The sequence below is a fragment of the Winogradskyella sp. UBA3174 genome (assembly GCF_002364335.1).
In the GTDB taxonomy this organism is placed as follows: Bacteria; Bacteroidota; Bacteroidia; order Flavobacteriales; family Flavobacteriaceae; genus Winogradskyella.
On record NZ_DEXW01000080.1, the window covers coordinates 1 to 18,833 of the forward strand.

An 18,833-nucleotide genomic window follows, 5' to 3' on the forward strand; every position below is an offset into this window, starting at 1 on the left:
TTAGAGGGCTTTTGGTCAGAAAAACACGGGAATCCATTGTATTTAGGGGAGGAGCGTTGTTTTAGAATTGGGACACAAAGAGAGCTAGTTAATTAAAGCGTTATTGAACCTTATGCTCTAAATAAATAAGAGTATTAGTGTCCAAATCATAATAAGGATACTGACGATTAAAACTAACATCCATATTTTTATTTAAATGGTATCTGCTATTTAGTTTTTCTAAAATTATAAATCCTAAAAAATCATGTAAGAAAAGTATGATTTGTTAATAATCTTAGCTTGTCAACATTTTATTCTGTAGAGAACTATTTTTAGCGTTTTGCTTTCTACTTTTATTCTATTCTCATAATTTTATTGCTCTAAAAATAATAGAATTGTAATTGAATTATGAGTGCGTTTTTTGATGATTTTTATTACGACAATATAGATCGACATGGCAAAATAGAAGCGATGCTGTATCGTAGGCCTGAAATCGAAGAAGAATATGACCATTTTCTTGTTCTATTTACTGATTTAACAGCGTCTATAAATAATCATCTGTACCTACAAACCATAGATGAGTCCATTCCAATATCTGAAATAAACGTTATGATTGAGCGCATGAATCACTTAAATGATCTTAAGCTCTCGAAATATGCTGTATATAGAGCTTGTGAAGATTATTTAGTTAAAACGGAATGGTTTTTTGGTTTAACAAATCAAAAGAAATTTAAAATTAGATTAGATTTTTATTCCAATATTGTTTTAGGTATTCACCAAGCATTTTACAGGTGAATAAGAGTGACAGTAAATACAGCTTTAGCTGCATTTATTGCCAATACACCAGCAACAACGTTTTCAACTCTAGCGGTATACATTTTTTGACTTGGTGGAGTAGGCTGGTTATTGGGAACTACAACGTCTTTAGACTTAGTAGTTAGTGCTTTGGTTGTTTTTCTGGCATGATAAGCTTTTGGTTTTTCTTTTAAAGGTAGAATGGTTTTAAATCTATAAGTGCAGAAGGGAAAAAGGAATACATATCATAAAAGACCTAGCATCTTATGTGATTTCGTAAAGAGGTCATCAAATTAGCGTTTTTATATACGCACATGGAACCTAAAGTCATCAAAATATCCCGTATCTTTAAGATTCAATTATTAAGCTAAAATCCCACTATATCTATGAAGTTCTACCCTCTCGTTTTCTGTATGTTCGTCGCACTACTATTTGGTTGTAAGGAGGTCAATCCCAAGGATGAGAAAGAGGTACGTGTCTTTGTAAAACAATGGAACGATACGCACACACAAGTAAAGTCTCCCTATTTAGGACGTGACTATATGGATGTTGTAACCTATTACGGGAAAGAGCGCACCAGAACGCAAGTGCAGCAAGATAAAAATTTGCTGTTTGAACAATTCCCAGACTATACGCAGCGTGCTTTAAATGATCAATTGGTGATTACTAAAGAGGCTGGGATCTATATTGTGATGTTTACCAAACGTGTAAATTACAACGGAATAGAAGCAGATTACAACTCGTATCTTTCATTGATATTAAAAAATGGTAAGTTCAGAATACTACGAGAAGGTGTTGCTGATAATGCTAAAGATATTGATGCTCCTATTTTTCCCAGCTCTCGTGGCGACAATGCCGTTATCTTTAGAAACAGGCAACTGTATGGCGATTTTAATGGAGATGGTCTATCAGACTATGCTTCCGTGATCTCCCCAGAAATAAGCTCCGCTACAACAGCGGATGCTCAAAGTACTGATGCTGTACAATGCAAAGGAGGATGCAACAGCGTGATCACCTTTAGTAATAAAGACCTTAAAGCCATCACGATCATAGGTGCGTACCGATCACAATTAGAAAATCTTAAAGACCTTAATAGCGACGGTGCAGACGAAATTGGTTTTTGGGATATAAAACCCACTACCAAGAGCCTATATATTTTTAATGCAACCAATGGTACTTTGCTGAGCGAGCCTGTTGTAATTAATACTACCGTCCATAAAAATCTAAAACTTATTGATGTTTTTAAAAAAACGGGTCCCAATAAAATTACAGTAACACACAGTGAACTAGTTAATGGGAAGTGGATATTGAAGAGCGAAGTGATTACACTAGACTAAGCGTCTATATTAAACGTTCAGAATCTCCTTTATATAGCAGTTGATAGATTGATAGAGGCTAATGGTAAGTCTATTGACGTCAATGTTTCAAGTGCAGAACCAATCAGTCAACCTGTTCAGACTAAATCAAATTTAGATTCAGCAACACAAACATTTCATTCACCTAATATTAATACACCTAGTCGAAGAGCTTTAAATACATTCTTAGAAAGAATATCCTTTTCTGAGAGGAATAGCTGAGGTTAATAAACGGTATTTCTGCTAAAAAAGAGTGAGTTATCTAGAAAAAGATACAATATGATTTACTTTGATTTAATTGCATCAGCTGTAATAACATACATAATTTGTCTAAGAATTCTATGAAATGTTTTAGCTTTATTTTAGTAATTAAAAAAAGCCAAGATTTAAAATCTTGACTTTATTTACTAATACTAGTAGCGAGAACGAGAATTGAACTCGTGACCTCCGAGTTATGAATTAGTTCTAAATATTTTTAAAATACTGATAATCAAGTATTTAAAATTTACAAAATCTTAAATCGTGTTCCAAATTGTGTTCAATTTTATGTTCACTTTTTGTTAGAAATAATGATACTCAAATTTAGAAAAAATAATTGAATTTCGATTTGAAATACTAATTTTTTTGGTGACTATAATCATAGTCAAATAAGTTTAACTCCAACGGCTTCAATATTAGATTTTAGCTTAAATCATGAAATTTGACTATAAATTTAGTCATTAGCAACGTCTTGCAACGGTTATAGGAAAGTCATGAAACCTTTCCTTCCTCATCATTTATATTACTAGCAGTAAATTGTATCTTATGAGTCATGGAAAAAGTAAATAAGCAATCTGTTTATAGGTTATAATTTTATTTTTCACTAAAAGTTGTCTAAAAAATCAATTTCACCATACCAATTACAATGATAAATATCTTTAATAACTTAATTCTTGATATCAAAATAAAGCGAAAAATAATTCAGTATCTCCTTCAGATTTTAAACTTGTAAGCTTAATTTTATTTACAAATTGTTCTTTTCCAATATCTTCATACACTATAGAATCCTCCAAAAGACTGTCTAAAAAGGATTTGCTCATGTACATAACTGCATAACAAATTAAACTAAAATCATTAATTTTTTATGATCATTTAAATCGTCTAATTTTATTATTGCAGTAGTTTTCATAGCTCTATTTCGTACACAAATCTACTTTATCTATGCAATACATCTGCATGTAAAAAAAAGTCATAAATTATTGACTTAAATCAGGTTTAGTACGATTCAATTTTACTATTTTTAAACACCTTAATTAATTGCCTTTTTAAAATTTTAAGTCCATGGCAACCAATCGGCATGCTCAAATACGATATACACTACTAGATCGTTGCTTCAGCAACTTTAATAGGCTGTACGACTATGATGGGCTTTTAGAAGAAGTGAATTCTGTGCTTTACGATTTAGGTACAGAAGGTATTAAATTACGTCAGATTCAGTACGATATTGAACACATGAAATCAGATTCAGGTTGGGCAATTGATCTAGATGAAGATTTAAAGCTAGTTCGTAAAAAAGCGTTCCGTTACAAGAATAAAAGCTTCTCGATTTCTAATCACCCTCTTAATGTCAATGATTCGGAGCAATTAGAAACCACAATAGCCATTTTATCACGTTACAAAAATAGAGCTGAGTTCTCCTGGTTAGAAGAATTAATTCCTAGAATGAAGCAGGGCTTTGATTTAGTGGCAAAAGGTGAAAATGGTGCAATAAGCTATCAAGAAAATATATACCTAAAAGGGCGAGAATTTATAGGAATAATATTCAATCTAATTCTCAAAAGAAAAAAAACCAGATTAATTTACGAGCCTTACGGAAAACCACAACAAGAAACCATTATTTGTCCGTATCATTTGAAGCAATACAATAACCGCTGGTTTTTGTTTTGTTATAATGAAGAGTACAAGTCCATTTCAAATTATCCATTAGATAGGATAATCAATATTGAAGAGTTGGCTGATAGTTTTAAATCGAGTACAATTAATTGGGTAGATTATTTTGACGATATAATAGGGGTGACAAAACCAGAAGAAAGAAATTTAGAAAAGATTTTATTAAAGTTTTCGGTGCAGCGTATTAATTATGTCTTGACAAAACCTTTGCATGGCACACAGAAGCCGGGTAAGGCAGACGAAGATGAGCGAACATTGACGATTGAGGTCATTCCAAATAATGAATTGTACCAGTTGCTATTGTCGTTTGGATCAGATTTAGAGGTTATTGCTCCTCCAGGTGTTAGAGAAGAAATGGCTGAAAGAATTAAAGACATGAATAATAATTATTAATATGCAGATAGTTTGCACACTTGAATATGATGTTTGTATCGAACTTTAAATGTATTGAGTTATGAAATCAAAAATTGCCTGTCCAAATTGCGGAGAAAATATCGATGTTAATGATGTTTTAAAACATCAATTAGAAGATAGTATTAGGAAGGAATATGCTGTAAAGGAGATTGGTGCGCGCAAAATAATCGAAAAGCATAAAGAGGCTCTTGATAAAGAGAAGGCTGATTTTCTAGAAAGTAAGCAGCAAACGGAAGACGAATTTCAAAAACGTCTTCAAGAAAAATTAAAAGCAAGTCTTTTAATTAAAGAGGCAGCTCTTAAAGAAAAAATAAGTTCAGAAAATGCTGACCAACTAGAGGCTTTAAACAAAGAGCTTAACGAAAAGTCTGAAAAGCTTAAAGAGTTAAATAAGAGTAAGGCAGAAATCGAACGATTGAAGCGCGAAAAGAATGAAATGGAAGAGACTATAAAGGCTGAACAAGAAAAAGCCTTTAATGCAAAGCTTCAGGAGGAGCGCGATAAAATCAAAAAGCAGGCCGAAGATTCAAATGAATTAAAAATAAAAGAGTTTGAGAAGAAGTTAGCAGATCAGAAAAGGCTGATGGAAGAGATGCAACGTAAACACGAACAAGGCTCTATGCAGCTACAAGGAGAAGTATTGGAGCTGGCTATAGAAGAATGGTTAGCAAGAGAATTCCCTCTGGATACTATTGATGAAATTAAGAAAGGAGCTAATGGTGCCGACTGTTTGCAAATAGTCAATACTAGAGAGTTACAAAACTGTGGTACTATTTATTACGAAAGTAAACGAACAAAGGCCTTTCAACCAGCTTGGATAGAGAAATTTAAAAATGATATCCGTGAAAAGAATGCTAATATAGGTGTTTTGGTGACTGAAGTCATGCCTAGTGATATGGATCGCATGGGATTGCGTAATGGAATTTGGATTTGCACTTTTGAAGAATTTAAAGGATTATGTGCTGTTCTGCGTCAATCTATTGTTCAGTGGAGTCGTGTAAAGCTAAATCAGGAGAATAAAGGAGATAAAATGGAAATGCTTTATGACTTCCTAACAAGTAATGAATTTAGATTACAAATGGAAGGTGTGGTTGAAGGGTTCACGCAGATGGATATCGATTTGCAGAAAGAAAAAACAGCAATGAAGAGTATCTGGAAAAAGCGTGATAAACAGATTGAACGTGTGCGAGCTAATGCTATAGCTATGCATGGTTCTATCAAGGGTATTGCGGGTAACGCTATTCAGAGTATTCCTGCCTTAGAGTTAGAAATTGAGGGTGAACTGTTAATTGAATAAAATAGACAAATTGACTAACGAAATTAAGAAATATAGTACTGGATTTACAAGTGGTGCACTTCTGTATAAGGAAGCACCATTTGTAATCAATGCTATTAATGATTCAAAAGAGTTTTTGTTAGGTAAGGAAGGGCTTAGACAAGAGTTTTTGCCTCATAATTCTGAAGCTTCAAAAAAGCGCATTAGGCAAGAGTTAGAAAAAAGACTACGAGCTTTAAATGATAGTAAGTTCATTGAATTGTTTCAAATTTCTGATGAGTCCAACAAAAAACTAATTCTGTTTTATGCGTCTTGTAAGTTGTATGACTTACTAGCTGATTTTATGTTAGAAGTCGTACTGCATAAATGGAATAATATTGATCTTGATTTGACTTCTGATGACTTCCAAAATTTTATTTATAAAAAAATGGGCAAGCATGATGAGCTATCGGAGATTACAGAAAACACTAGAAATAAATTAAGCCAAGTTGCTATAACAATGTTGAAACAATTAGGTTTGATGCAAAAAGGTAAGTTAATTAAAATAGAGTTCGATGATTCTGTTTTAAAAGCAATACTAAAAAATGGGGATACATGGTTTTTAGAAGCCATATTTCTTAAAGACCACGAATTAAAAGAACTTTTATAAGAAATGAATAGCGCAGATAAAATTTATGACTTAATGAGTGACAAAGGCTTTCAGGAGCCTAGAACAGGGAATTTGTTTTTCCCAGCTTACGTCTATACTTATAAGCCAGAGTTGGAATATGAGATTAGAGATCAAATTACTCAACTTATTAAAAAACTAAAACGACCCAATCATTATTTAGATTGTTTAGTTGTTAATATTTACGAAGAACTTATAACATTTTTAAAAGCTGATTCATTCTCTGGTTCTACTATATTCGATTCCATAATGGAAAAAGAAAAGGAAGATTATGAAGATGCCTTGAATTGGATTTTAGATGAGGTTGACAATGGGTTTTATGCACATTTTGAGGAAAAAGTAAAAAATCATTTTAAAGATAAAAATGATAAACGCGTGTTTTTGATCATTTATGGATTTGGAACTGTTTTTCCTTATGTGCGAGCTTCAGATTTTTTAAAGAAAACAGAAAAACTAATTAAAGAATTTAAGGTGATTGTGTTTTATCCAGGCACCTATGAAAATTCCAACTATAGCTTATTTAACGAATTAAACGACGATAATTTGTACAGAGCAAATCATTTAAACAATCAACTAGGAGAATAATATAAAATAGCATCATAATGAGTATTGAACAGTTATACGATAAAGATATTACCAGAAGAATAAACCCTGCTGTTGTAGTTAGTGAAATGGAGGAGTATTACATTGACCAAGAGATCAATGAATATGAGTTTACACCAGTAATTACTAAAAATGTATTTAAGTTTTTAAATGCTGTCGCCACTAAAAAAGAAGGCAAAACAGGCGCTTGGATTAGTGGGTATTATGGTAGTGGTAAATCGCATTTTATAAAATATTTATTCTATTGTTTAAATGACAAATTTAAGGATCAGGCGATTCAACGATTTGAAGATTCTATTAAGTTATTAGATTCTTTAGATGAACCAAATCCAGCACAAATTGAAAGTTTAAAAAAGTCTTTAAAGAAACTACAGATTGATGAGATCATGTTTAATATCGATGCTGTAGCGGATAATAAAGATGAAAAGGAAAGGATTACGCGAGTGCTTTTCAAAAAATTAAATGAGTTTAGAGGGTATAATAACACCAATATTGCTTTAGCCTTATATCTCGAAAAACCTTTAGATGAAAATGGAAATTTTCAGGCATTTAAAGATAAAATTAAATCGTCGTTTAATGAAAATTGGGATGGAAATCAAATACGTTTTATCAGAAGGTATTTAGACAAGGTTATTGAAATTGCTAAAGAATTTGATGCTGATATTGATAAGGAATCTATAAAAGCGAGTATTCTAGACCGAAACCAAGACTATACTATTGAGGCTTTTATCAAGGAAATTAAAGAGTACCTTTCTACTAAGGACGAGAATTATAGATTGTTATTTTTATTAGATGAGGTGTCTCAATATATAGGATCAAACACGTCGTTGTTACTCAATTTGCAAACGATTGTTGAAGAAATAGGGGTTCAAGTCGGCACACAAGTATGGATCGTATGTACAGCACAACAAGATTTATCGAACTTAATCAACAACACAGATAATAAAGGTGAAGACTTTGGTAAAATTTTAGGTCGTTTTGAAACTATGATTTCATTAGAAAGTCAGGATGCTGCTTATATTACAAAAAGAAGAATCTTATCAAAAAAATCAGAAGGTATTGGTCACTTAAACGATTACTACAAAGATTATAAAGGTGCCATTGAAAACCAATTTGTGTTTGATCACGACTTGTATGAGAATTATTCAGATAAAGAAGATTTTACTCTAACCTATCCGTTTGTACCGTATCAATTCCGTTTGGTATCCGATGTTTTTGAATCCTTTAGTAATGTAGGTTATGTTGGTGAAGGCGTAAAAAATACGGAACGTGCAATTTTAGGGATTACTCATTTTACAGCTAACTTATGTAAAGATGAAGACATTGGATATTTTGTGCCATTTGATTTATTTTTTAACGAGCAATTTACAAAGAATCTGACCCACCATGCTAGAGGGATATTAGATAAAGCTTACAATATTGATGATGTTAAAAATAATCCATTTGCGCGTCGTGTAGTGAATGTATTATTTATGGTATCTAATTTAGGAGATATTCAAAGTGTTAATTTTCCTGCGACTATTGAAAATATTGCATTGTTAATTATGGATGCTGTGGATACGCCAAAATTAGAAATGCAGAAAAAAGTAGAAACTGTATTAAATGTTTTGGTTTCAAAAAATATCATCCAAATATCAGAAGGGAAGTATCGCTTTTTAAAAGAGGACGAAATTGAAGTTGCCCAGCTTATAAAGAACTCACCTATTACCAATGAGGATCGTTTAACCTATCTCTACGATGATGTGATTCAAAAAGTGGTTAAACCAAATCCAAATGTACCTTTGGGTAACAAAAATTTTAAGATTGCCATAAACATAGACGATAAAGAAATCGGCTCAAGAGGCGATTTTAATCTTAGATTTTCTATATATGATGGAACGGATCTTGACCAATTAGCACACGCTACAGCGTCTCAAGATATGATCATTGGGATCCACGATTGGTTTAAGCATGATAAGGATCTGGCAGCAAAAGTGTCTGATTACGTGAGGACTCAAAAATATATTAGTCGCAATTTTTCAGCAGCTACAGGCTCAAGAGCAGAAACATTAGTAAACTTTAGGGAAACTAATAAATTATTGCTTAATGAGATTAAATTGCGCTTCGAGAAAAAGTTCATGGAAACTGCTTTCATCTCTAGCAATCAGGTTATTCAGTCTAGTGATATAACAGGTAGTACACCAAATGCGAGATTCGATGAAATGGTGAAGTTTCACATGCAAGCGGTATACCGAAAAAATGCATTAGCGAATGCTTATGCATCTTCTAATATCGACTTATTGTCACATGCAAAGTCTAAGCAAACAACAACCACCAATGAGTTAACACCTGCAGAAGAGGAAGTAAACAATAAATTAAATTTAAGTGGCGAAGGTCCAGTAGTTGGGGATATCGTTAAACAATTCGAAAAAGCACCTTATGGCTGGAAAGATCTTTCAACGTTAGACGTATTGTTACAAATTGCGAGAAAGGGACACAGACGTTTTGAATGGAGAAACGAAGAAATAACTTTAGAACTGTATGCAGAAAAAGCTTTAAACTCTAGGGAAAGAGACGCAGTAACAATCCACAAGGAAAAAGTACACTCTAAAGATGAGGTAATCAACTTTATAAAAACTGTGAATGACGATATTTTCGCAGAGACTATAGTGCCTTCAAGCACTACAGATTATAAAGAGGCTGTTAGCACTTTCAAATTAAAGTTAGAACCTCAATTAAAGGCACTTAACCGAATGAAGGAAGACTATGACACCTTTCCATTTGCCATACATCTTAAAAAGTTTCACAGATCACTGAGTGACTTATACAATGAGCGAAATCCAGAAAAAATAGTAGAACAAGTAATAGCTCAAAAAGAGCAACTAAAGGCGTCTAGAGACACTTTTAAATATGTAGAAGAATTTATTGAATACAACTTTAAAGCTTACGAAAAATTGGTGGATTTTATTGCCGATAACAAAAACAACCTATCAGCATTAGATGAAACGGCTCAAGTTGTGGCGGATCAATTAATGGTTTACGTAAAGGAAGATCAAGAACCTTGGGATAAGTTTCCTCAAATGAAAAAAGGTTATAAAGAGCTATACGATGCCCTTAAGAAAAAAATAGCCATTTTAAAAACCGAAGTCATTAAAGCCTATGAAGCTATTTTTAGTGAAATCCAACTTAAGAAAAGTGAGTTAGGTATTTCGGAAGCTAATTTAACCGCAGACGCAGACCATGTATTAAATAAAATACATAAAGAGCAGGAAATTTCACAGTTAGAAATTTACCAATTAAAAGCTTCAGATTTCAGATCAGATAACTTTAAAGTTCTTATTGACTTTAAAGCTAAGGAAGAAGCTAAAAAATCGGGAAAAGCATATACTACTAGTATCGATGTGTCTTTAGTAGCAGAAATGCCACCAACAACGATCGAGAATGCTGAGCAATTAGAGGCCTATATCACTAAATTAAGAGAACGCCTGATGGTGAAGTTGGCTAAAAACAAAAAAATATACTTAAGCTAATATGAACACAAACGATATAAAATCATTTGCAAGAGAAGCACGATTAATACTAATAGAAGGTGTATTTCAGCGTTTAAAATATTGGGGATTTCAAGAGGATGGTACAAATACCGAAAACCTACAAACTACACAAGGAGGTTATATCTTCAGAACCAATCCCTATACAGATATTACAGTGCCTACTAAATGGCATAAACTAAAAGCTAAACTTAAAAATAAGCAAGACGTTAAGGATATACTTGAAGAAGCTGGGTATACTTGGTTTAACCGTTTAATGGCCGTTAAAATTTTAGAAGCTAATGGTTACATTCCAAAACAATTAGCCTATACTCAAGGGTCTCGAACACCACTCATAGTGCAAAACGCAAAACGTGGTGAACATAACATCACCAATCGTGCTGAAAAAGAACTCTTAATAGAATATCTAAAAGAAGATAAAGACGAAGAAGCTTTTGCATTACTCATCACCAATTTATGTCATACCAATAAATTGTTACACGATATTTTTGGACGTATAGATGATTACACCGAAATCCTGTTTCCACAGCACAGTCTACAAATTAATGGCTTACTCGATCTTATTAATAGCGATGCTATTAGCGAAGACGATTACAAAGAAGTAGAACTCATTGGTTGGTTGTACCAGTTTTATATTTCCGATAAAAAAGATGAGGTTTTTAAAGGATTTAAAAAGAATATAAAAGCAAGAGCCGAAGACATTCCTGCAGCTACCCAAATTTTTACACCCAAATGGATTGTAAAATATATGGTAGAAAATACCGTAGGCAAAATCTATCTTGATTACGAGCCAGACTCGTCTTTAAAAGAGGATATGAAATACCTTGTGGAGAACGATTCTGATACTGCTGTAAGTTCGAGCGCAGTCGAGCACAAAGCATTAATAAATGACCTCGAGCAACTTACCCTTATAGACCCAGCGGTAGGTAGTGGACACATTTTAGTAACAGGTTTTGAGTTATATATGAAAATGTATCGCGAAGCAGGTTATACTGCCAAACAAGCCGTACAAAACATATTGCAACACAATTTGTTTGGTTTAGATATAGACGATCGCGCCATGCAATTAGCACGTTTTGCAGTGTTGCTGAAAGCAGCACACTATGATACATCTATTATAGAGGAGCCTCTAATGCCTAATGTTTACAGTTTCCCAGAAGACACCTTGGGTAATTGTTTTACCCAAGCCTATTATAGCCAAAGCCAAAGTAATTGGCACGATTTGTTGGGAATGCAATTGGTAGCGCCTATTAGTATGGAATGGGCAGAAACCAAAAAAGGCAAAACTAAAACCAAAAAAATAATCTATAAAAAAGGCGATTCGCTAAATGAGGCGATGGTTGACTTGTTGAAATTACATTGTAAAGACGCCATTGCCATAGATTACTCACAAGAACTAGAGCTATTCTGGGGCGACTATGAAAAACCACATAATTACAGCGAGTTTTTTTATGCCATTAAGCTATTACGCCAAAGTAAAAATTTGGGCTCTGCTATTAAACTTAACATAAGTAGAGAAGTTTATAACCATATTAACGAAACCTATCATAATTGGCTTTTAAAAGAAAGCACTGCCCAACTTGACCTAGAAGAAACCAGTATTTTTAACCTGTTAAAACCGTTTTTAGAGGTGTTTTTGGTGTTGGCTAAACAATATAAAGCGGTTGTGGCAAATCCACCATATATGGGGCAAAAGAGTATGAATGCCGAGTTAAAGGACTATGTAAACAAGCACTATCCTGATACTAAAAATGATTTAATGACCATTTTTATGGAGGTCATACCTAATCTTACTGCTGATGATTCTCGATTTGCATTAATAAATTTACCGTCTTGGTTATTTTTATCCTCTTTTGAAAAAATAAGAACAGGCTATATTAACCAATTTACCTTTGATAGTTTACTACATATGGGACGTGGTATTTTTGGCATCGATTTTGGTTCAGTTGCATTTGCAATGAAAAAGACAGCAAGTAACAGTGCTGTGGGTAGTTATTTTAGGTTGCACGAACGTAATTTTCAGCATATTTTATATCAAGACATAGAAAAACTATTTTTATACAGTAATGGTAAAACCGGCTACAAATACAATTTTAATCAATATAGAGGTGATGAAGGAATAACAGAAATTCCAGAAGAAGGCACAATAACTGGACAAAAACTATTTTATCCAAACATACGACAAGCTAACTTTACCAAAATACCAGGTTGCACTATTGGATATTGGGTTAATGATGTTGCGATTTCAATATTTGATAGAAAAGATAAAGTTGGTGAAATTACAAACCCAAGAAAAGGAATGGTAACTGGAGATAATTCGAGTTTCACAAAATTGTGGCATGAAATATCTTTAAAAAAGTTTGGTCTTAAATATTCAAATAGATTAGATGCTCAAAAAAGTAACTTTAAGTGGTTTCCATACAAAAAGGGAGGTGATTTTAGGAAGTGGTATGGGAACAATGAATATGTAGTTAACTGGGAAAATGACGGGAAGTTAATTAGAAGTACAATGCATCCTAATGGATTAAGGCCAATTTCTAGTAACTATAATTTAGATTTTATATTTAAATCTAACATTTCCTGGTCTGCGGTATCAGCTGGAGGATTTGGAGCCAGATATTCGGAAGAAGGTTTTCTTTGTGATGCAGGTGGTTCGGCTTGTTATCCAGATAGTGAAATTACTGTAGATTTACTGGGCTATTTTAATTCAATTGTGTCTCAATATTTTTTATCAATTTATAACCCTACTATTAATTATCAAGCAGGTAATATTTCTAATCTTCCTTTTATTAGTGTAAATAATAATAAATTAATTGAATATTCAAATCACTCTGTTTTTTTATCCAAAAAAGACTGGAATTCCAGAGAAACCTCATGGGGTTTTAAACTGTCGCCGTTAATAAACGTTGGTAATACATTAAAAGAAGCCTACGGTGTTTGGAAAGACAATGTTACGCAAGACTTTTTTCAGCTACATGCTAATGAAGAAGAGCTCAACCGTATTTTTATAGATATTTATGGCTTACAAGACGAGTTAACACCAACGGTGGCTTTAAAAGATATTACCATTTTACAAGAAGAACTAAAAAAAAGTGATTTGGAAGTTTTAGAATCAACCTTTAGAGAAAAGGGTCAAAATGCTATATGCTTGCCTATTAATAAAACAGAAGTAGTAAGCCAATTTATAAGTTATTGTATTGGTATCTTTTTAGGACGCTACCGTTTAGACAAGCCTGGACTTAATATAGCACACCCAAATCCAACAGATCAAGAATTAGCGTCTTACAACATCATTGCGAGGAACGAAGCAATCTCACGTAAAATAACCATAGACGACGATGGTATTGTCCCACTTATGGGCGAGGATTGTACTTTCCCAGATGATGCTTTAACGCGTACTGAAGATTTGCTATTAGCCATTTGGGGAGAAGATGCACTAACCGAAAATATCAACTTTCTACAAGAGAGTTTAGGTCTGAAGTTACATAAATTTCTCACAGAAAAATTCTGGAAATACCACACTAGTATGTACAAAAAGAAACCCATTTACTGGTTGTTTAGTAGCAATGTGAAAAAACCACAACAAGCCGCTTTTAAAGTATTGGTGTATATGCATCGTATGGATAAATATACGGTACAACAGATACAGCGTAGTTATTTATATCCACACCAAGAGTATATTAAAAACGAAAAGGATAAATTAGAACGCGATGAAGATAGCCTAGACAGAGAACAGCAAAAACGTTTAGAACTAATGCGCGATTGGGAGTTAGAGTGCCGTGATTACAATGAGGTTTTAAAAGCATTAGCCAACCAGCAAATAGAAATAGATTTAGATGATGGTGTAACGGTTAACTATGCCAAATTTGAAGGAGCTGTTGCTATTATTTAACGTTATTGCGAGGACGAAGGACGAAGCAATCTCATAAATGATGCGAGCAAAACCCGACATTAGCCTTAATTTAAAGTATTAATGTTGGGAAATACCAACATGCAAACAGTATTAAATACAGTTAAATTGATTATATTTGTTGGGAAATACTAGCGTTAAGCTTTAAAAAAACACATAATGATGGGAAGTACTAACACAGATTGGGTGCAAATGACAGATCTTGCCATCATAGAGCAAATAGGTCATTTTATAAAAAACACCCGTTTAAGCAAAAACAAAACCCAAAAACAATTAGCTCTAGCTTCTGGTTTAAACCGTTGGACGATCAGTCAGATAGAAAATGGAGAGTCTGTAACACTTACAAGTTTAATTCAGTTATTAAGAGCGTTAGATGTATTGTATGTGTTGGATCATTTTGAGTTTAGTGAAGCTATAAGTCCTTTGGCCTATGCCAAATTAAAAAAAGAACAACGCGAACGCGCAAGTGGTAACCCAACAAAAACAACCAATAAAAAAGACGATTTAGGATGGTAGATGCAGCCGAAATAAAAATATGGGGCGAATTAGTTGGCGCTGTGCGTTGGGATGCGCAAAACCAATTGGCAAGTTTTCAATACAGTCCAGTCATTCTTAAAAAGCAATGGGATATCTCACCTATTAAAATGCCGATCGCAGAAGAATCGCGTATTTTTTCCTTCCCGGAACTGCGAAAAGGAAAAAATGAGCGTGTAGGCACCTTTAAAGGGTTGCCTGGTTTGTTAGCAGATGCATTACCAGATCGTTATGGAAATCAATTAATTAACCTTTGGTTAGCAAAAAATGGTCGTCCTGCAGATAGTATGAATCCTGTAGAACAACTTTGTTTTATTGGAACACGATCTATGGGAGCATTAGAATTTGAGCCGGCACAAATAGCACCACAAAATAGCTTTGATATCCAAATTAGTAGTTTGGTAGAAGCAGCACATAAAATGCTATCCAAAAAAGAACAATTAGATACTAATTTAAATGACGATGAAGAAAAGGCACTAATGGAAGTCTTGAAGGTGGGAACTTCAGCTGGTGGAGCACGTCCAAAAGCTGTAATTGCATACAATGAAAAAACAGGTGATGTAAAATCTGGTCAAACAACAGTACCTAAAGGTTTTGAGCATTGGTTATTGAAGTTAGATGGTGTGAGTGATGCACAATTTGGAGAAACCCATGGTTGGGGACGCGTAGAATATGCCTATTATCTCATGGCGAAAGATGCTGGAATTACCATGATGGACTGTAAGTTGTTAGAAGAAAACGGTAGAGCACATTTTATGACCAAACGTTTTGATCGTGATGGCAACACAAAACATCATATTCAAACCTGGTGTGGTATACAGCATTACGATTATAATAATTTACAGGGCTATAGCTACGAACAACTATTTCAAACCATGCGTGTATTACGTTTGCCATATCCAGAAGCAGAAGAAATGTTTAGACGTATGGTGTTTAATGTATTGGCTACTAACTATGACGATCATACCAAGAACTTTTCGTTTCGATTAAAACAGGGAAAATCATGGGAATTATCACCTGCGTATGACGTATGTTATTCATACGATCCTACTAATATTTGGGTAAGCCAACATACGTTAAGTATTAATGGAAAACATAAACAAATAACTCAAAATGATTTAATGACTATTGCAAAAGCCAATAATATTAAAAAAGGTGAGACTATAATAAAAACCATTAGTAAAGTGGTTGCAAATTGGAATAGCTATGCCAATAAAGCAAACGTAAAGCAGCAATTAACACAAACGATAGCAGAAACGCATTTAAAAATGCATTAGGAAAGAGCGATGATAGAGAAAATACAGAACATATTAAAACAGCAAAAGCGCAACATCATTTTCTATTTTGATGAGGATGGATCGTTTAAAGAGGAGCTGACGGCTATTGAAAATTCTGGAATTAAAGTGGTTGAGGTATCTGATAATTATTTTGAATTAAAATATAAATTAGAATTTGAATGGACTAAAGAGTTGGTGTTTTTATACCACCCCTTTGCAAAACCTTTGCCTTCAAAAATTAAAAAATATCCATTCCTGGGCTTACTAAAAGCCAATACGGAATTACGTTTAGATGCTGCTTCAGAGTTCTTATCAGATTATAAATTAAATGAGATTCATTTACCACTGGTTAAGCATTATATCAAGCAATTAAAACTAAAGAGCAATCAAAAAAAATTAGCTAAAATTCTTGATCCAGATCATTTTTCTGCGGATAGTTTAAAGTTAGGGTTAATAGCTATTACTTTAAATTATCATTCTGTTACAGATAAAAATAGTTGTATGTCAAGACTATTGGAAATTGCTACAGATGAAAATAAGTTAGATAAGACGATTAAAAATCTAAAAGAATTAGAGTTAGATGAAGTCGTATTGATGTGGTTTAACAATTTGTTGGACACCAAGTATCGTCAGTTAAATTATGAAACGCTAACAGAAATAGCAAATAAGTTAAAATATAATGTCTTAGTTGGATTTATTAGTAAACCGTTAAGTTCTGATAGCTATTCAAAATTAAAATTAGAGCGTACTGCAGATATCAATAAGGTTCAATCTTTTTTTCAGGATTGGCAAACAGATCCTAATAGTAAAGTAGCTATAGATGAAGTTTTTAATATGTTGGCAAGAGATATTAAAACTTCAAATTTATTAGATTGGTATAGCATAGAACAGGAATATGGTTATTATTCTGAAGCGATGTTAAACGCGATCATAAATGGATTGTATGATACGGTATTGAATCAATCCATAGAAACTAAAGATAAAAGTATTAAGTGGAAACGATCTGACATTCTTGAAGATCGCTTAAAATCACAAGTTGTATTTATATACCATGTCGCATCCATGTTAGAGGTTCTAAACGCCTTTAAATCGTTTAAGTTTAATACACCAGATGATTATATAGATACTTATAAAAACGAATTATATAAAGTCGATTTGCATTATAGAAAGGCTGTTTTAGCTTTTGATAGTGTTAGAGATAAGCTATTTGAGTTTGAAGACAAAGCCATCCCATTATTTAATGAAATCAATGGCAAGTATGATCGTTTTTTAATTGAATTAAATACTGAGTGGCAAAAAATATTACAAGAGAATAATTTTAATTTCCACAACATAAAGACGAATAAACAATTTGATTTTCATAAAAACTATGTGCAAGATTTTAATTCTAAGATTGTAGTTATAATTTCGGATGCATTTAGGTATGAGTTGGGATATGAGTTGTATGATGAGCTCATGGCCGACAGTAAAAATTTGGTAGAGATTGAACCGTATTTGGCTTCCTTACCATCCTATACAAATTTGGGGATGTCTAATTTATTACCAAACAAAGGTATAACTGTTGAAAAAGGAGATAAAGATTTAGTGTTTAAAATTGATGGTAAGTCTACAGTAAGTACAAACAGAGCTAAAATATTACAGAACAGTGAACCTAAAAGTGCTTGTTTAGATTATTCACGGGCTATGAAATTTAGTCGAGATGAGGGAAGAGATTTCTTTAGAGATAATAGGGTGCTTTACATATATCATGATTGGATGGATGCTATTGGTGATAAAAAAAGAACGGAACACGAAACCTTTAATGCATCGACTAAGACTATCGAAGATATTAAAGATCTAATCATGAAAATTTATGGTTGGAATGTGTATAATGTTTTAGTGACATCTGATCATGGATTTCTTTATAATAATACAACACTAACCGAGTCAAGTAGAGAACACTTACCAAAACCTAAAGGCTATAGTCGAGATCATTCTCGCTTTGTAGTGGCTGATGATTTTGAATCGAAATTAGATGGTTATGGCTTGGAAATGAAGAATACAACCAATATCGATACAGATTTAAAAATAGCGATTCCTAGAGCGATTAACAGGTACAGAAAACAAGGGAATATAGGTGTGCAATTCGTTCATGGAGGTGCAAGTTTACAAGAGTTATTGGTGCCGGTAGTTAAATTTTTCAAGGATACTAAAAAAGAGAAAAGTGATTTAGTAAGCTTTAAACGTATTGATCAAAATGATAGAATATCATCAGGAAGTATTAAGGTAACCTTATTGCAAGATCAACCTGTAGATAATGAGCTAAAAAGTGCTGAGGTATTATTTGCATTGTATTCTGAAAAAGGGGATTTATATTCAAAAGAAGTGGAAGTACATTTTAATTCTACATCTGGTAACCCAAAAGAACGCATTTTTGAAATCATATTGTCACTAAATACTTTGGGCTCTAATGCAAGCTTTTGTTATCTCAAAGCCTATCATAAAGACGATAAATCAAGATTAAATCCATTAGGCACAAACGATTTAATTAAAGTGAATACATTAATGGAAAAAGATGAATTTTAATT

The 18,833-nt window shown here is 33.1% G+C and carries 12 protein-coding genes; 11 read left to right on the forward strand and 1 reads right to left on the reverse strand.

Annotation, left to right across the window (positions count from 1 at the left end):
• Positions 1 to 387 precede the first annotated feature (387 nt).
• Together B2U95_RS15090 and B2U95_RS15095 are read left to right on the forward strand one after the other, a co-directional pair.
• The gene (locus B2U95_RS15090) at positions 388 to 774 is read left to right on the forward strand and encodes a hypothetical protein (RefSeq protein ID WP_296317606.1); all 387 of its coding nucleotides are present in this window, start codon (positions 388 to 390) and stop codon (positions 772 to 774) included.
• A 386-nt stretch (positions 775 to 1,160) separates the two neighbouring features.
• Positions 1,161 to 2,111: a hypothetical protein gene (locus B2U95_RS15095; protein ID WP_296317608.1), complete on the forward strand. Its 951-nt coding sequence runs from the start codon at positions 1,161 to 1,163 to the stop codon at positions 2,109 to 2,111.
• Positions 2,112 to 3,067: 956 nt separating this feature from the next.
• On the opposite strand, the gene B2U95_RS15100 is transcribed toward B2U95_RS15095, so the two are convergent.
• Positions 3,068 to 3,208 carry a hypothetical protein gene (locus B2U95_RS15100; protein WP_296317610.1) on the reverse strand — a complete coding sequence of 47 codons (141 nt, stop codon included), beginning with the start codon at positions 3,206 to 3,208 and terminating at the stop codon, positions 3,068 to 3,070.
• Positions 3,209 to 3,449: 241 nt separating this feature from the next.
• On the opposite strand from B2U95_RS15100, the gene B2U95_RS15105 reads away from it, so the two are divergent.
• From B2U95_RS15105 to pglZ, 9 genes are all read left to right on the forward strand, one after another.
• Positions 3,450 to 4,451: a helix-turn-helix transcriptional regulator gene (locus B2U95_RS15105; protein WP_296317612.1), complete on the forward strand. Its 1,002-nt coding sequence runs from the start codon at positions 3,450 to 3,452 to the stop codon at positions 4,449 to 4,451.
• A 61-nt stretch (positions 4,452 to 4,512) separates the two neighbouring features.
• A complete protein-coding gene (locus tag B2U95_RS15110; protein WP_296317613.1) occupies positions 4,513 to 5,769 on the forward strand; it encodes a DUF2130 domain-containing protein in 1,257 nt (418 codons plus the stop codon).
• Positions 5,770 to 5,779: 10 nt separating this feature from the next.
• On the forward strand, positions 5,780 to 6,397 hold the full coding sequence (locus B2U95_RS15115; RefSeq protein WP_296317615.1) for a BrxA family protein: 618 nt from the start codon (positions 5,780 to 5,782) through the stop codon (positions 6,395 to 6,397).
• Between the two features lie 3 nt (positions 6,398 to 6,400).
• Complete coding sequence (locus B2U95_RS15120) at positions 6,401 to 7,000, forward strand: BREX protein BrxB domain-containing protein (protein WP_296317617.1); 600 nt, start codon at positions 6,401 to 6,403, stop codon at positions 6,998 to 7,000.
• A gap of 17 nt (positions 7,001 to 7,017) precedes the next feature.
• Positions 7,018 to 10,527 (forward strand): BREX system P-loop protein BrxC, encoded by a 3,510-nt coding sequence (gene brxC / locus B2U95_RS15125; protein ID WP_296317619.1) that lies wholly within the window; start codon positions 7,018 to 7,020, stop codon positions 10,525 to 10,527.
• Position 10,528: 1 nt separating this feature from the next.
• A complete protein-coding gene (gene pglX, locus B2U95_RS15130) occupies positions 10,529 to 14,437 on the forward strand; it encodes a BREX-1 system adenine-specific DNA-methyltransferase PglX (protein ID WP_296317621.1) in 3,909 nt (1,302 codons plus the stop codon).
• Positions 14,438 to 14,614: 177 nt separating this feature from the next.
• Positions 14,615 to 14,971: a helix-turn-helix domain-containing protein gene (locus B2U95_RS15135; RefSeq protein ID WP_296317623.1), complete on the forward strand. Its 357-nt coding sequence runs from the start codon at positions 14,615 to 14,617 to the stop codon at positions 14,969 to 14,971.
• A complete protein-coding gene (locus B2U95_RS15140) occupies positions 14,965 to 16,266 on the forward strand; it encodes a type II toxin-antitoxin system HipA family toxin (RefSeq protein WP_296317625.1) in 1,302 nt (433 codons plus the stop codon). The genes B2U95_RS15135 and B2U95_RS15140 overlap by 7 nt, the downstream gene beginning before the upstream one ends.
• A gap of 9 nt (positions 16,267 to 16,275) precedes the next feature.
• Positions 16,276 to 18,831 carry a BREX-1 system phosphatase PglZ type A gene (gene pglZ / locus B2U95_RS15145; protein ID WP_296317626.1) on the forward strand — a complete coding sequence of 852 codons (2,556 nt, stop codon included), beginning with the start codon at positions 16,276 to 16,278 and terminating at the stop codon, positions 18,829 to 18,831.
• Positions 18,832 to 18,833 lie beyond the last annotated feature (2 nt).

Coding starts and splice junctions, on each gene's coding strand:
- B2U95_RS15140 (WP_296317625.1), top strand. CDS start 14,965: ATGGTAGATGCAGCCGAAATAAAAATATGGGGCGAATTAGTTGGCGCT.
- B2U95_RS15095 (WP_296317608.1), top strand. CDS start 1,161: ATGAAGTTCTACCCTCTCGTTTTCTGTATGTTCGTCGCACTACTATTT.
- pglX (WP_296317621.1), top strand. CDS start 10,529: ATGAACACAAACGATATAAAATCATTTGCAAGAGAAGCACGATTAATA.
- B2U95_RS15090 (WP_296317606.1), top strand. CDS start 388: ATGAGTGCGTTTTTTGATGATTTTTATTACGACAATATAGATCGACAT.
- B2U95_RS15120 (WP_296317617.1), top strand. CDS start 6,401: ATGAATAGCGCAGATAAAATTTATGACTTAATGAGTGACAAAGGCTTT.
- brxC (WP_296317619.1), top strand. CDS start 7,018: ATGAGTATTGAACAGTTATACGATAAAGATATTACCAGAAGAATAAAC.
- B2U95_RS15135 (WP_296317623.1), top strand. CDS start 14,615: ATGATGGGAAGTACTAACACAGATTGGGTGCAAATGACAGATCTTGCC.
- pglZ (WP_296317626.1), top strand. CDS start 16,276: ATGATAGAGAAAATACAGAACATATTAAAACAGCAAAAGCGCAACATC.
- B2U95_RS15100 (WP_296317610.1), bottom strand. CDS start 3,208: ATGAGCAAATCCTTTTTAGACAGTCTTTTGGAGGATTCTATAGTGTAT.
- B2U95_RS15110 (WP_296317613.1), top strand. CDS start 4,513: ATGAAATCAAAAATTGCCTGTCCAAATTGCGGAGAAAATATCGATGTT.
- B2U95_RS15105 (WP_296317612.1), top strand. CDS start 3,450: ATGGCAACCAATCGGCATGCTCAAATACGATATACACTACTAGATCGT.